We start from the raw sequence: 14,489 nt of genomic DNA, 5'->3' as shown, positions 1-14,489 counted from the left end.
CCGCCAATCTGAGCGACCCGGCCGCGCCCGCCGCGCTGGTCGAGCAGGTCGAGGCAGCGTTCGGCAAGCTGGACATCCTGGTCAATAATGCCGGCTTCACCCGCGATGGCCTGGCCATGCGGATGGCCGACAAGGACTGGTCGGACGTGTTGGAGGTCGATCTGGCCGCCCCGTTCCGGCTGGCCCGCGCCGCCATGCGCGGCATGATGAAGCGCCGCTGGGGCCGGATCGTGTCGATCACCTCGATCGTCGGCCACACCGGCAATCCCGGCCAAGCGAACTACGCCGCGTCGAAGGCTGGCATGACCGGCATGACCAAGGCCCTGGCCCAGGAAGTCGCCAGCCGCGGCATCACGGTGAACTGCGTCGCGCCCGGCTTCGTCAGCAGCGCCATGACCGATGCGCTGAACGACGACCAGAAGGCCCGCATCGCCACCACCATCCCGATGGCGCGCATGGGCGAGCCGGCGGAGATCGCGGCGGCCGTCCTGTACCTCGCCAGCCTCGAGGCGGCCTATGTCACGGGCCAGACCATCCACGTCAACGGCGGCATGGCGATGTATTGACATCGCCGGCCCCGGGCATGGCCATATGCTTGGCCACGCCCGATCAGGTGTGGTATGTGACCGCGGGTCCTACGGGGCGGTCACTAGCGGGGGTTCATGCTGCGGAATCCTGCCCCGTTCCGCTCTCTTGAAAGGTAGAACGAATGAGCGACATCGCCGAGCGCGTTAAGAAGATCGTTGTCGAGCATCTGGGCGTCGAAGAAGGCAAGGTCACCGAATCGGCCAGCTTCATCGACGATCTCGGCGCCGACAGCCTCGACACCGTCGAGCTGGTCATGGCGTTCGAGGAAGAGTTCGGCTGCGAGATTCCGGACGACGCCGCCGAGAAGATCCTCACGGTCAAGGACGCGATCAGCTTCATCCAGGAACATTCGGCCGGCTGATCGTAAGGCCTTTGTCACCCGTTTCGCGGCAGAACCGGATCAGATGATGAGACGTGTCGTAATCACCGGCATGGGGATGGTCACGCCTCTCGGTGCCGGTGTGAAGACCAACTGGGACCGGCTGATCGCTGGGCAGTCGGGCATTGGGGCGATCTCCGCCTTCGAGGTTTCCGACCTGCCCGCCCGGATCGCCGGCATGGTGCCGCGCGGCACCGGTCCCGGCGACTTCGATGTCGACAGCGCTGTGCCGCCCAAGGACCAGCGCAAGAACGACACCTTCATCCACTACGCGATCGCCGCCGCGAATGAGGCGATCGTGAATTCCGGATGGCAGCCGCCGGATGACGAGGCGCGCGACCGCACCGGTGTGATGATCGGATCGGGCATCGGCGGCCTGCAATGGATCGCCGAAGGCTCGCTGACGCTGGAGGAGAAGGGGCCGCGACGGATTTCCCCCTTCTTCATTCCGGCGGCCCTGATCAATCTGGCCTCCGGCCAGGTCTCGATCCAGCACGGTTTCCGCGGCCCGAACCATTCCGCGGTCACGGCCTGCTCGACCGGCGCGCATGCGGTGGGCGATGCGGCCCGGCTGATCATGTGGGACGACGCCGACGTCATGGTGGCGGGTGGGGCGGAGGCGGCGGTGTGCCGGCTCGGGCTCGCCGGCTTCGCTGCGGCGCGGGCGCTGTCCACCGGCTACAACGAAACCCCCGACCGGGCCTCGCGCCCCTATGACAAGGGCCGCGACGGCTTCGTCATGGGCGAAGGCGCGGGCGTGCTGGTGCTCGAGGAGCTCGAGCATGCCAAGGCACGCGGCGCGACGATCTATGCCGAGGTGGTGGGCTACGGCCTGTCGGGCGACGCCCATCACATCACGGCGCCCCCGGCCGACGGCAATGGCGGCTTCCGGGCGATGACGGCCGCCCTCAAGCGCGCCGGGCTGAACCCGTCCGACATCGACTACATCAACGCGCACGGCACCTCGACGCCGCTGGGTGACGAGATCGAGCTGGGCGCGGTCAAGCGCCTGTTCGGCAACGCCACCGCCACCGTCTCGATGTCATCGACCAAATCGGCGATCGGGCATCTGCTCGGCGCGGCCGGCGCGGTCGAGGCGATCTATTCGGTGCTGGCGATCAACCACGACGTGGTGCCGCCGACGCTGAACCTCGACGATCCCTCGGACAGCTGCCTCGGCGTCGACCTTGTGCCGAAGCAGGCCAAGGAGCGGCCGGTGCGCGCCGCCCTGTCGAACAGCTTCGGCTTCGGCGGGACCAATGCGTCGCTGGTCTTCCGCGAGCTCGTCTGATACCGACGGTCCGCAATCCCGAACGGTCATCCCCCGCGCGCGGCAGCACGGCGTGCTGCGCAGGGGCTTGGGCTGATGGTGGCGGGATCGTCATGACAATGGGTGGACGGACATGATCCGGGCGCTCATTCGTGCCTTCATCGTTCTGCTGGTGCTGGCGGCCATCATCGGCGGCGCCGTCGCCTGGTTCCTCCATGCCTACCGCGCCCCCGGGCCGCTGGCGGCACCGGCGGCGCTGGTGGTCGAACGCGGCAGCGGCCTGTCCGTGATCGCGGCCCAGCTGGAGGAGGCGGGGGTGATCGCCAACCGCTGGGTGTTCCTGGCGGGATCCGTGCTGGATGGTGGCGACCATACCCTGAAGGCCGGCGAATACGCCTTCCCGGCCGGGATCTCGCCGGCTGAGGCTGCAGACCTGCTGGCCCGCGGCAGCAATGTCACCCACAAGATCACCCTGCCCGAAGGTCTGACCTCGGCCGAGATCGTGGCGTTGCTGAACGCCGAGCCGCTGCTGACGGGCGAGGTCGGCGACACCCCGGCCGAGGGATCGCTGCTGCCGGAGACCTACCAGTTCATCCGCGGCGACACCCGGGCGAGCGTGGTCGAACGCATGCGCAAGGCGATGCGGCAGGAGATCGACGGGCTGTGGGCCAGGCGGGACAACGGCCTGCCGCTGAAATCGGCGGCCGAGGCGGTCACCCTGGCCTCGATCGTGGAGAAGGAAACCGGCGTGGCGGCGGAACGGCCAGTGGTCGCCAGCGTGTTCCTGAACCGGCTGCAGGCCGGCATGCCGCTGCAATCCGACCCGACGGTGATCTACGGGCTCACCAACGGCAAGGGGCCGCTCGGCCGGGCCCTGACCCGGGCCGACTGGAAGCTCGACTCTCCCTACAACACCTATGTCATCCAGGGGCTGCCGCCGGGGCCGATCGCCAATCCCGGACGTGACGCACTTGCCGCAGTGCTCAAGCCCGCAGTCACAGGCTATTATTACTTCGTGGCGGATGGATCGGGCGGGCATGTGTTTGCCAAAACGCTCGAAGAACATAACCGCAATGTGGCCGATTGGCAGAAGCGGCGGCGCGCAGCCCAGCCGGATTCAGACGATACGGCCCCGGAAACCGGGGGGAATTTGCCTTGAGCGGTAGAGACGATCCGCATCTATTGCACACGATCCGTGGCGTGCTGGTGCCGATCCACCCGGCCGGCTACCCGTTCATCGGCGTGTTCGCGGTCGCGACGGTGATCCTGTTCCTGATCTGGGAACCTTTGGGCTGGCTCGGCGTGCTGGCAACGGCGTGGTGCGTTTATTTCTTCCGTCACCCGCCGCGGGTGACGCCGAACCGGCCCGACCTGGTGGTGGCCCCGGCCGATGGAAGGGTGCAGATGTTGGTGCGCGCGACGCCGCCGGCGGAACTCGGCCTCGGCGACCGGCCGCTGACCCGGATCAGCATCTTCCTCGACGTGTTCAACGTTCATGTGAACCGCATCCCGGCCGATGGCGGGGTGGTCGACGTCAAGTATCGCCCCGGCAAGTTCTTCAGCGCCAACCTGGAAAAGGCGAGCGAGGAGAATGAGCGCTGCGCCGTGTCGCTGCGCCTGCCGGACGGCCGCATGCTGGTCTTCGTCCAGATCGCGGGGCTGGTTGCCCGGCGCATCATCTGCGACCTGTCGCCCGGCCAGCCGGTCGTCGCCGGCGAGACCTATGGGTTGATCCGCTTCGGCAGCCGCACCGACATCTACCTGCCGGATGGCGTCGAGCCGCTGGTCAGCGTCGGCCAGACCATGGTCGGCGGCGAAACGGTCCTGGCCGATCTGGCCGCCGCCGCCGTCATGCCGGTCGCGCTCGCTCGATGAGCGCGCCCGAGCTTCCCCGGCGCCGCCGCCCGTTCCGCCGCAGGCCGGTCGTCCGCTTCCGCGGGCTGACGATCAACCGGCTGCTGCCGAACATCCTGACCACGCTGGCGCTGTGCGCCGGGCTGACCGCGATCCGCTATGCCATCCAGGAGCGCTGGGAGCAGGCGGTGACGGCGATCCTGGTGGCCGCCATCCTGGACGGGCTGGACGGCCGCGTCGCCCGGCTGCTGCGCGGGTCGAGCAAGTTCGGGGCGGAGCTCGACAGCCTCGCCGATATCGTCAGCTTCGGCGTCAGCCCGGCGATCATCCTGTATCTCTGGATGATGCAGGACGCCGGCAGCTTCGGCTGGCTGGCGGTCATGGCCTATGCCGTCTGCGCCGCGCTGCGGCTGGCCCGGTTCAACACCGCACTGGACGACACCACCAAGCCGCCCTTCGCCTACAACTACTTCACCGGCGTGCCGGTGCCGGCGGGGGCCATCCTGATCCTGATGCCGGTCATGATCAGCTTCGAATTCGCGCCGGGATTCTGGGCGGCGACGCTGCTGGTCGGGATCTGGACCCTGTTCGTCGCGGTGCTGCTGATCAGCAAGATCCCGACCTTCTCGATGAAGGTGGTGCGGATTCCGCAGGAATACATTGTGCCGGTGCTGGTCGGGGTCGGGCTGGTGGCGACGCTGCTGGTCACGGCCACCTGGCCGACGCTGGTCGCGCTCGGCCTGATCTATGTCGGCAGCATCCTGTTCAGCATCCGGCGCTATGCCCATCTGAAGCGCCAGGCCGCCCTGATCATGGGCGAGGTCGAGGATGAGCCGGAGCCTGGGTCCGAGCCGCCGCCGGACCCGCCGGCGTCCGGTCAGCCCAGCGCCGCGTAGGCCACCAGCAACAGCGCAAAGGTCGTCGCCACCCAGCCGACGATCGTGACGACCTCACGGATCAAGTCGAAGGGGCTCTCGGTCTCGTCGTCGTCATGGATCAGGTGCATGGTCGTCGCGCTTTCGATCACGGATCGCGTCATGTTATTTCGCACACTCGGTGCTATCGCGCCGTGACGGCGGTCACAGCCGGCCGAAGCGGCAAAGCCGCTGTCCGCATGGCGTCCCGCTTGTTGACGCTCCGGGCGCCCGGTATAAGCCCGCTATGACTCAGGACAAGACCGACTCCGCCCCGCTTTCCAGCATGACCGGCTTCTCGCGCAGGGAAGGCGGCGTCGACGGCCTGTCCTGGGTGTGGGAGGCGCGCAGCGTCAACGGCAAGTCGCTCGACCTGCGGCTGCGCATCCCACCCGGCTTCGAACGGCTGGAGGCCGCCGCCCGGGTCGAACTGGCCAAACGGTTCCGCCGCGGCAACGTCACGCTCAACCTGTCGCTTGGCCGGACCGAGACTGCCTCCCAGCTGCGGATCAACCGCGACCTGCTGGACCAGCTGATCGCGTTGGTGCGTGAGGTCAATGGCCCGGCGGCACCGGTCCAGGTCGATGCGCTGCTCGGCGTGCGCGGCGTGGTCGAAAGCGGCGACGGCAACGCGGCCGAATTGAACAGTGCGGTCGAGGCCGAGGCGGCGGCGGCGATCGTGCCGCTGCTGGACGACCTGCTGGCGACGCGGGTGGAAGAGGGCGGGCGGCTGCATGCCGTCCTGGCCGCGCAGATCGACCAGATCGCCGGGCTGGTCGGCCAGGCCCGGGCCAGCGCCGAAGCACAGCCCGAGGCGCTTCAGGCGCGGCTGAAGGCCCAGCTCGACCTGCTGCTGGAGGCGCGGCCGCCGCTGGCCGAGGACCGGCTGGCGCAGGAGCTGGCATTGCTGGTCGGCCGCTGCGACGTGCGGGAGGAACTCGACCGGCTCGACGCCCATATCGGCCAGGCGCGCGGCCTGCTGTCGACCGGGGCCGGGGTCGGCCGGCGGCTCGATTTCCTGTGCCAGGAATTCAACCGGGAAGCCAACACGCTGTGCTCGAAGGCATCGGCGGTGGCGTTGACCCGCATCGGCCTGGAACTCAAGGCCGTGATCGAACAGTTCCGCGAGCAGATCCAGAACATCGAATGACCACCGACATCGTCCGACGCGGCCTCATGCTGGTCCTGTCCTCGCCCTCCGGCGCCGGCAAGACCTCGATCACCCGCGCCGTGCTGGCGCAGGATCCCAACCTGGAGATCTCGGTGTCGGTGACCACCCGGGCTCAGCGCCCGGGCGAGATCGACGGCACGCATTACCACTTCATCGACCAGGCCGAATTCGACGACATGGTCGGCCATGACAAGCTGCTGGAATACGCCCGGGTGTTCGGCAACTCCTACGGCACGCCGCGCGCCCCGGTCGAGGCGGCGCTGGCCGCCGGCCGCGACGTGATCTTCGACATCGACTGGCAGGGCACGCAGCAGCTGCACCAGCGGGTGCGCGACGACTTGGTCGGCGTCTTCGTGCTGCCGCCGACGGTGGAGGACCTGGAGAAGCGCCTGCGCGTCCGCGCCCAGGACAGCGATGCCGTGATCGCCAGCCGCATGGCCAAGGCCTCGGACGAGATGAGCCACTGGCCCGAATACGATTATGTGATCGTGAATCGGGACCTCGATGTCAGCATCGCCCAGATCCAGGCGATCCTGATGGCCGAGCGCCTGCGCCGCAGCCGCCAGACCGGTTTGCCCGATTTCGTCAGGTCGCTGCAGGCCGGGCTTTAAGAGGTCAGGCCGCCGGCGCCTGACGGGCGGCCACCGCCCGCGCCAGCCGGACGAAGCCGGCGATGTCGATTTCCTCGGCCCGGGCCGTCGGCGTCAGCTCGGCCTCGGCCAACAGCGCCTCGGCATCGCCCAGGCTGCGCAGGCTGGCGCGCAGCATCTTGCGACGCTGGCCGAAGGCGGCCGCCGTCACCGCCTCCATCACCGCGAAAGGCACATCCGCGCTGTTCGCCCGCGGGCGCAGCTGCACCACGGTCGAATCCACCTTGGGCGGCGGCTTGAAGGCCCGGCCGGGCAGGGTGAGCAGCTGGTCGACCTCGGCCCGCCACTGGGCGATCACTGACAACCGGCCATAGGCGTGGCTGCCGGGTGCGGCGACCATGCGGTCCGCCACCTCTTTCTGGAACATCAGCGTCAGCGACCGGAACTCATCGATCCGCCGCAGCCAGCCGATCAGCAGGGGGGTCGCCACATTGTAGGGCAGGTTGGCGATCACCGCGCGCGGCGCCGGCACCAGCTCGAGAATGTCGACCTTCACGGCGTCGGCTTCGACGATGCGCAGCTTGCCGGCCGAGATCGCCGCCAGCTGCTCCAGCGCCGGCAGGAAGCGCCGGTCGCGCTCCACCACCGTGACGCTGGCGGCCGGGGCGGCCAGCAGGGCCCGGGTCAGCCCGCCGGGGCCGGGGCCGATCTCGACGACATGGATCCCGGCCAGGTCACCCGCCTCGCGGACGATCCGAGCCGTGACGTTGAGGTCGAGCAGGAAGTTCTGGCCCAGCGACCGCTTCGCCGCCAAGCCGAACTCCGCGATGACCTCGCGCAGCGGCGGCAGGGCGTTAAGCGCGTCCTGCAGAGAGTCGGCGGACGGGCTCAGAGCCGGACGTCGATATAGGCGTTGCCGCGCAGGTCGCGCAGCAGCCGGCGCTGCAGCATGTCGACCCGCTGCTCGCCGATGCTGGCGCGGATCTGGTCGCGGTCGATGCTGTCGCCGGCCACGTCCTCACGCGAGCAGACCATCATCACGGCGACGCCTTCGGAGGTGCGCAGCGGCGCACTGACCTGGCCGTCGGCCAGGCCGCTGACCATCTCGCGCATCGCATTCGGCAGGCGGGCGAGCAGGATGTCGCCGAGATCCGGATTGGCGGTGACGCCGAGTTCCTTGACCTTGGTGCGGAAGGCTTCGCAGCCGGAGATGTCCTTGAAGTCGTTGCGCATCTGGGCGACCACGGTGTCGACCCGGTTGCGCGGCGCGGTCGACGGCACCGGCACGACGATCTGGTTCAGCCGCACCTTGACCCCGCCGGCCGTGCTGGCGGCGACCGTCCGCTTGTCACGCAGGAACAGGATGTTGTAACCGCCCAGGGTGCGGATCGGGTCCGACACCTGGCCCTGGGGCATGGTGGTGAGAACCTGGTCGAGCGCGGGCTCGAGCTGGCCGCCGAGGACCCATCCCATGTCGCCGCCGGTCTGCGCGCCGGCAGCCTGGCTGAACTGCTGGGCCACGGCCGGGAAGGGGGCGCCACGGCGGATTTCCGAGACGAGTCTGTCGGCCAGTGCCTTGACCTGGCCTTCGTTGGAATCCTGGTCCACCGACAGGAAGATCGACGCGACGAGATATTGCGGCTTGCCCTGGTTGGCGTGCAGCCGGTCCACGACCTCGTCGACCTGGGTGTCGGAGACGTCGACCTGGGACAGGAAGCGGCGCTGGACCAGCTGGCGCCAGCCGAGCTGGGCCCGGACCTGGTCTTCCAGCGCGCTCTGCGGCACGCCGGTCGATTTCAGCATGCCGAACAGCTGCTGCGTGCTCATGTGATTCTGGCCGGCGATCGTCGCCAGCGCCTTGTCGATGTCCGAGGCCGGCACGGCGATGCCGGACCGCTTGGCTTCCTGGGCCTGCAGCTTCTCGTCGACCAGCAGGCGCAGCACCTGGGGCAGCAGACGCTGCTGATTCTCCGGTGTCGGCTGCAGGCCGCCGCTCATCAGCGACAGCCGCATCCGCATCTGCAGATCCGCCACGGTGATGACGTCGTCATTGACCACCGCGGCGATGGTGCCGACGGCGGCGCTGGCGGCCGGGGCCGCAGCAGGTCGCTTCTGCGCCATGGCAGGCGGGGCGAAGGCCGTGACGAACGCCAGGACCAGGGCGATGAACGGTGCCGACAGACGAAGGATCATGAGGGCTACACGGCCTCGCTTATGGAAAGGCGGAGATACAGCACGCGATTTTGGCCGACTCAAGGCAAAAGCGGTACGGACGGGAAACGGCATGGCGGCTTCAGCCATCTCAGAGGTGGCATTAGCCATCCTCGAGGTGCAGCAGGGCCGCCGCGCCGAACAGCAGGGCGGCGCCCGACGTGGCCCAGGCAGCCATCGGCACGGGCAGGGTTCCGGCCCGGCCCAGCGCCATGACGATGTCGCCCAGGACGAAGATCGAGAAGCCGGTGACGATGGCGCCGACGATCATCAGCACGGTGTCGACGCGCCTGCCCGGCCGCAGGCTGAACGCCGCGGCCACCAGGATCATCGCCGCCATCAGCAGCGGCTGCGACAGCAGCGACTGGTAGGAAATGCGGTAGCGGGTGGAGGAGAAGCCGGTGGAATCGAGGTTGCGGATATAATCCGGCAGGTCCCAGAACGAGATGGTCTGCTGCGACGCGAACCGCTCCTGGATCCCGTTGCGGGTCAGGTTGGTCGGCAGCGAGGTGGTGTCGACATGCGTGGCCGGGTTGGTGCCGTCGATCATCCAGGCGTCGCTGATCACCCATTTGCCGTCCTGCAGCTGGGCTTTGGCGCCGTCGATCCGGCCGCGATAGCCCTCCTTCGGCGTCAGCAGCAGGAACATGGCGTTCTCGAGCGTGTCGCCGTTGCCGGTGACCTTCTCGGCATGGATGACGACGACGCCCGTCTCATCCTTCTGGCGCAGCCAGAAGCCGGTCTTCGCCACCTTCATGATGTCGCCGGTGCCGCCGAGATAGTCGACGTCCAGCCGCTCGTAGCGGCCGTACATGGCGGCCGAGACCGGGTTGACCACGGTGATCTTCAGCACCCCCAGCACCATTGCCGCCACGATCACCGGCGCCAGGAACTGCCAGGCCGACAGGCCGGCGGCACGGGCGACGATCAGCTCGCGGCTGCGGGTCATGCGCCAGAAGGTCACCATCGCCGCGATCAGCACGGCGAAATGGAACAGGATCTCGATGTCGCTCGGCAGCTTGAAGGCCGACAGCGCGAAGGCCAGGCTCAGCGGCAGCTCCGGGATCGAACTGACCTGGCGGACGAATTCGACGAACTCGAACACCGCGATCACACCGCTCAGCACCAGCAGCACGGCCAGGAACCAGAACAGGAATTGCCGCACGATATAGGCGTAGAAGGTGGGCGATCGGACCATGGGGTGCTGGCTGGCCTGTGAATGCCGAAGGAACGGGTCGGCGCATCTTCTACAACAGACGGGGCGCCGCGGCGACCGCCAACGAAGTCGCAGCCGGCATTCCGGCCGCCGCGACGGGTGACGATCGTGAAACCCGCTGTTACGGTGCCGGTTCCGCCGCGTCGCAGCGGTTCATCGAAAATCGCCCGGAAGACGACAAAGATGCAGATCTCCTTCGCCCCGCCCGCCTCGGTGGAAGCCGGCGTCCTGGTGCTCGGCGTGTACGCCGACAGCGTGTTGTCCAGCGCCGCCGCCGGCATCGACAAGCAGTCCAAGGGGGCCCTGACGCGGGCGCTGAAGGCGGCACCGAAGTTCAAGGGCGGGCGCGACGAGACGCTGTCGCTGTACGGCCTGCCCGGCATCGGCACCGACCGGGTCGTGCTGTTCGGCCTGGGCAAGCCCGACGCGATCGAGGCCGTCGGGCTGCAGCGCGCCGGCGGCGTGGTTGCCGCCCTGCTGAACCAGACCGGCGCGACCGAAGCGACGGCGCGGCTGGACGGCATCCAGATCGCCGGCAAGGACGGCGCCGGCCAGGGCGCCGCCGCGGCCGCGGCCGAATTCGCCTTTGGCGCCCGGCTGCGGGCCTGGCGGTTCGAACGCTACCGCACCACGGAGAAGGCGGAGGCCAAGCCGTCGCTGAAATCCCTGACGGTGCAGACCGGCGAGGGCAGTGCGGCGAAGAAGGCCTTCGCCCGCGCCGATGCCGTGGCCCAGGGCGTGTTCCTGACCCGCGAGCTGGTGTCCGAGCCGCCGAACATCCTGAATCCGGAAAGCTTCGCCGCCAAGGCGAAGGAACTGGCCGAGCTCGGCCTCGAGGTCGAGGTTCTCGGCGAGAAGCAGATGCGCAAGCTCGGCATGGGCGCGCTGCTCGGCGTCGGCCAGGGCTCGGCGTTCGAGAGCCAGCTGGTGGTGCTGCAGTGGAAGGGCGCCGGCGGCAAGCGCAAGGACGAGGCGCCGATCGCCTTCGTCGGCAAGGGCGTCACCTTCGACACCGGCGGCATCTCGCTGAAGCCCGGCCAGGGCATGTGGGACATGAAGTGGGACATGGGCGGCGCCGGCGTCGTCACCGGGCTGATGAAGGGCCTGGCGCTGCGCAAGGCCAAGGTCAACGCCGTCGGCGTGCTCGGCCTGGTCGAGAACATGCCGTCCGGCGACGCCCAGCGCCCGGGCGACATCGTCACCTCGATGTCGGGCCAGACCATCGAGGTCTGGAACACCGACGCCGAGGGCCGGCTCGTGCTGGCCGATGCGCTCTGGTACACGCAGGATCGGTTCAAGCCGAAGGCGATGATCAACCTGGCCACCCTGACCGGGGCGATCATCATCGCGCTGGGCAGCGACCATGCCGGGCTGTTCTCCAACGACGATGCCCTGGCCGAGAAGCTGGCCGCCGCCGGCAAGGCGGTGGAGGAGAAGCTGTGGCGCCTGCCGCTGGCCGATTCCTATGACAAGCAGATCGACAGCGACATCGCCGACATGAAGAACATCACCGGCAGCCGCGACGCCGGGTCGATCGTCGCCGGCCAGTTCCTGCAGCGCTTCGTCAACAAGGTGCCCTGGGCCCATCTCGACATCGCCGGCACTACCTGGTCGGGCAAGGACACGCCGACGGTGCCGAAGGGCGCCACCGCCTTCGGCGTCCGCCTGCTGGACCGGCTCGTGGCCGACAACTACGAAGGCTGATGCGATCAGGGCTATGATCTTGTTTTACTTGTCATTGCCGGGCTTGGCCCGGCAATCCAGAGGATGTCGACAGTCTCTGGATGCCCGGGTCAAGCCCGGGCATGACAGGAAGATAGTGTCTTTGTTGTTCGCCGGAGACGTCAGCTTATGACTGAGATCCGGTTCTATCACCTGACCGCACGCACGCTCGAGCAGACCCTGCCGGTCCTGCTCGAGCGGACGCTGCAGCGCGGCTGGCGCGCCGTGGTCTGCGTCGGCTCGGAAGAGCGGGTTGAGACGCTGGCTGGCCATCTCTGGACCTGGTCCAAGGAAGGCTTCCTGCCGCACGGCACCAAGCGCGACGGCTTCGCCGGGGAACAGCCGGTCTGGATCAGCGACCAGGTCGAGAATCCGAACGGCGCCAAGGTGCTGTTCCTCGGCGACGGCGCCGATTCCGATGGCGACGGGGCGTTCGAGACGGTGTGCGACCTGTTCGACGGCAACGACCCGGACGCGGTGCAGGCCGCCCGCGGCCGCTGGAAGCGCCGGCGCGAGGCCGGCCATGCCCTGGTCTACTACCAGCAGGACGAGGCCGGGGCCTGGAGCGAGAAGCAGCGGGTGGCGGGGTGACACCCCGCCTGGCCCTGTACGGCCTGATCGCGATTGGTGCCGTCCTGGTCCTGCTGCCGGGCATCGACCTGGTCATCTCCGGCTGGTTCTACACGCCCGGCGACGGCTTCGCCTGGGACGGCGCGCCGCTGGCCGAGGCGATCCATGGGGCGCTGCAGTTCGTGGTCCGCGTGGCGGCCATCCTGCTGCTGCTGGCGGCCGGCTGGACGTGGCTGCGGCAGCGGCGGCTGCTCGGCCTCGATGCGCGGCGGTGGACCTTCCTGCTGCTGGCGCTGGCCATCGGGCCCGGTCTGGTCGCCAACACCCTGCTGAAGGACCATTGGGGCCGGGCGCGGCCGCGCCAGGTCGAGGCCTTCGGCGGCACCGCCGCCTTCTCGCCGCCGCTGATCCCGGCCGGCCAGTGCAGCCGCAATTGCTCCTTCGTCGCCGGCGATCCGACCGTGGGCTTCGTCGTCCACAGCGTCGCCTATCTCGCCCCGGCACGGCGCCGCCGCCGGATCTTCTGGGGTTCGATGGCGCTGGGCGGGCTGCTCGGGCTGCTGCGCATCGGCATGGGCGGGCATTTCTTCAGCGACGTGGTCTTCGCCGCCGCCGTGACCCTGCTGGTCAGCGCCGGGCTGTACACGCTGCTGTTCGACCGATGGAGCACGGCGGCGGCCTGGCGCGACTTCACCCGCGGTCTGCTGCGCTGGCCCGAACGCGCCTGACCCGCGTTACAGCAGTAGCCACGGGGCGATGGCCCGCCGGGCCGGGTGTCTTGTAGGATGAATCGAGCGACAGCGGGCGGAATGGTCTTCGGGCCCGCAAGCCAGGGAATATGGGATGACGGGCGAATCGACGGTCGGGCGCTTCGGCAGCGGGCGCGAAGTGCGGCGGATCGGGATGCGGGGCTGCTGGCCGGCGCCGGCCGGTTCAGCGATGACGTGTCGCTGCCGGGGCAAAGTTATCTCGGCTTCGTCCGCTCGCCGCACCCGCATGCGCGCATCGTCTCGATCGACGCCGCCGCGGCCCTGGCGATGCCGGGGGTGTTGGCGGCGATCACCGGCGCCGACCTGGTCGCGGCGGGTGTGAAGCCCTTGCCGCTGGCGCCGATCTTCAAGCGGCCGGACGGGTCGCCCGGCGCGACGCCGCTGCGGCCGGCGCTGGCGCATGAGGTCGTGCGCTTCGTCGGCGAAGCGGTGGTGGCGCTGGTCGCCGAGACCCGCGCCCAGCTGAAGGACGCGCTGGAAGCGGTCGAGGTCGACTACGACGATCTGCCTGCCGTGACCGGCCTGGCGCAGGCTGCCGCGGCGGATGCGCCGCAGGTCTGGCTGGCCGCGACCGGCAATGTCGCCGCCCAGATGTGCCATGGCGACGCCTCGGCGACGGAGACGGCCTTCGCCGGTGCCGCGCATGTCGTGGCGCTCGACATCGTCAACCAGCGGCTGGCGCCGACGCCGATGGAGCCGCGCAGCTCGCTCGGCAGCTACGATGCGGAGACCGACCGGCTGACGCTGCGGCTGTCCACCCAGATGCCGTCCGGCGCGCGCGACACGCTGTGCGACGCCGTGCTCGGCATCCCCAGGGAGAAGGTGCGCGTCATCGTCGACGATGTCGGCGGCGGCTTCGGCATGAAGACCGGCCTGTATCCCGAGGACATCATGGTCGCCTATGCCGCGCGCCAGCTGCAGCGGCCGGTGCGCTGGACGGCGGAGCGGATCGAGGAGTTCCTGGCCGCCAGCCATGGCCGCGACGTGGAAAGCCGGGCCGAGCTGGCGCTGGACGCGGATGGCAAGGTGCTGGGCTACCGGGTCCGGTCGCTGTGCAATGTCGGCGCCTATGCCGGCACCTCCGGCATCATCATCCAGCTGCTGATCGGGCCCTGGGTGTCGACCAGCATCTACGACATCCGCACCATCGACCTCGAATTCAACGCCATCCTGACCCACACCGCCCCGACCGCGGCCTATCGCGGTGCCGGGCGGCCGGAGGCGATCTTCCTGA

Annotated in this window: 16 protein-coding genes; 12 read left to right on the top strand and 4 right to left on the bottom strand. The window is 69.0% G+C overall.

Going from position 1 to position 14,489, the window contains the following annotated elements; translation table 11 throughout:
- The 6 genes from fabG to pssA form a co-directional block, all read left to right on the top strand.
- Window positions 1–566, top strand: a 566-nt coding sequence (gene fabG, locus AC3XYG_RS11235; protein WP_489139913.1) for a 3-oxoacyl-ACP reductase FabG, incomplete at its 5' end; no start/stop codon positions are given.
- Between the two features lie 143 nt (window positions 567–709).
- A complete protein-coding gene (locus AC3XYG_RS11230; protein WP_489139912.1) occupies window positions 710–949 on the top strand; it encodes an acyl carrier protein in 240 nt (79 codons plus the stop codon).
- Window positions 950–995: 46 nt separating this feature from the next.
- Complete coding sequence (fabF, locus tag AC3XYG_RS11225) at window positions 996–2,258, top strand: beta-ketoacyl-ACP synthase II (protein WP_489139915.1); 1,263 nt, start codon at window positions 996–998, stop codon at window positions 2,256–2,258.
- A 112-nt stretch (window positions 2,259–2,370) separates the two neighbouring features.
- Entirely contained in the window at window positions 2,371–3,396 is a 1,026-nt protein-coding gene (gene mltG / locus AC3XYG_RS11220) for an endolytic transglycosylase MltG (protein WP_489139911.1), read from the top strand.
- A gap of 23 nt (window positions 3,397–3,419) precedes the next feature.
- Window positions 3,420–4,112, top strand: coding sequence for a phosphatidylserine decarboxylase (locus tag AC3XYG_RS11215; protein WP_489139910.1), 693 nt, complete (start codon window positions 3,420–3,422; stop codon window positions 4,110–4,112).
- The gene (pssA, locus tag AC3XYG_RS11210) at window positions 4,109–4,987 is read left to right on the top strand and encodes a CDP-diacylglycerol--serine O-phosphatidyltransferase (protein ID WP_489139909.1); all 879 of its coding nucleotides are present in this window, start codon (window positions 4,109–4,111) and stop codon (window positions 4,985–4,987) included. Before AC3XYG_RS11215 ends, pssA begins: the two co-directional genes overlap by 4 nt.
- On the opposite strand, the gene AC3XYG_RS11205 is transcribed toward pssA, so the two are convergent.
- Complete coding sequence (locus tag AC3XYG_RS11205; RefSeq protein WP_489139908.1) at window positions 4,969–5,130, bottom strand: hypothetical protein; 162 nt, start codon at window positions 5,128–5,130, stop codon at window positions 4,969–4,971. The two genes, pssA and AC3XYG_RS11205, sit on opposite strands and share 19 nt — an antisense overlap.
- 122 nt (window positions 5,131–5,252) lie before the next feature.
- Here AC3XYG_RS11205 and AC3XYG_RS11200 point away from each other — a divergent pair, with 122 nt between their 5' ends.
- Both AC3XYG_RS11200 and gmk read left to right on the top strand, forming a co-directional pair.
- Window positions 5,253–6,155, top strand: a complete 903-nt coding sequence (locus tag AC3XYG_RS11200) for a YicC/YloC family endoribonuclease (protein ID WP_489139907.1) — start codon at window positions 5,253–5,255, stop codon at window positions 6,153–6,155.
- Complete coding sequence (gene gmk / locus AC3XYG_RS11195) at window positions 6,152–6,787, top strand: guanylate kinase (protein ID WP_489139906.1); 636 nt, start codon at window positions 6,152–6,154, stop codon at window positions 6,785–6,787. The genes AC3XYG_RS11200 and gmk overlap by 4 nt, the downstream gene beginning before the upstream one ends.
- Window positions 6,788–6,791: 4 nt before the next feature.
- Here the strand turns inward: gmk and rsmA are convergent, their stop codons facing one another.
- From rsmA to lptG, 3 genes are all read right to left on the bottom strand, one after another.
- A complete protein-coding gene (gene rsmA, locus AC3XYG_RS11190) occupies window positions 6,792–7,658 on the bottom strand; it encodes a 16S rRNA (adenine(1518)-N(6)/adenine(1519)-N(6))-dimethyltransferase RsmA (protein ID WP_489139914.1) in 867 nt (288 codons plus the stop codon).
- On the bottom strand, window positions 7,655–8,959 hold the full coding sequence (locus AC3XYG_RS11185; RefSeq protein ID WP_489139905.1) for a peptidylprolyl isomerase: 1,305 nt from the start codon (window positions 8,957–8,959) through the stop codon (window positions 7,655–7,657). The genes rsmA and AC3XYG_RS11185 overlap by 4 nt, the downstream gene beginning before the upstream one ends.
- A gap of 121 nt (window positions 8,960–9,080) precedes the next feature.
- On the bottom strand, window positions 9,081–10,175 hold the full coding sequence (gene lptG / locus AC3XYG_RS11180; RefSeq protein ID WP_489139904.1) for an LPS export ABC transporter permease LptG: 1,095 nt from the start codon (window positions 10,173–10,175) through the stop codon (window positions 9,081–9,083).
- 201 nt (window positions 10,176–10,376) lie between these two features.
- On the opposite strand from lptG, the gene AC3XYG_RS11175 reads away from it, so the two are divergent.
- From AC3XYG_RS11175 to AC3XYG_RS11160, 4 genes are all read left to right on the top strand, one after another.
- The gene (locus AC3XYG_RS11175; RefSeq protein WP_489139903.1) at window positions 10,377–11,897 is read left to right on the top strand and encodes a leucyl aminopeptidase; all 1,521 of its coding nucleotides are present in this window, start codon (window positions 10,377–10,379) and stop codon (window positions 11,895–11,897) included.
- Window positions 11,898–12,044: 147 nt separating this feature from the next.
- Window positions 12,045–12,506, top strand: a complete 462-nt coding sequence (locus AC3XYG_RS11170) for a DNA polymerase III subunit chi (protein ID WP_489139902.1) — start codon at window positions 12,045–12,047, stop codon at window positions 12,504–12,506.
- A complete protein-coding gene (locus AC3XYG_RS11165) occupies window positions 12,503–13,213 on the top strand; it encodes a phosphatase PAP2 family protein (protein WP_489139901.1) in 711 nt (236 codons plus the stop codon). The genes AC3XYG_RS11170 and AC3XYG_RS11165 overlap by 4 nt, the downstream gene beginning before the upstream one ends.
- An 81-nt stretch (window positions 13,214–13,294) precedes the next feature.
- On the top strand, window positions 13,295–14,489 hold a 1,195-nt coding region (locus AC3XYG_RS11160), incomplete at its 3' end, for a xanthine dehydrogenase family protein molybdopterin-binding subunit (RefSeq protein WP_489139900.1).

It is taken from the genome of Inquilinus sp. (assembly GCF_057815775.1).
Note: the sequence above shows the minus strand (reverse complement) of the source record. Positions and strands in the feature narration are given on the sequence as shown.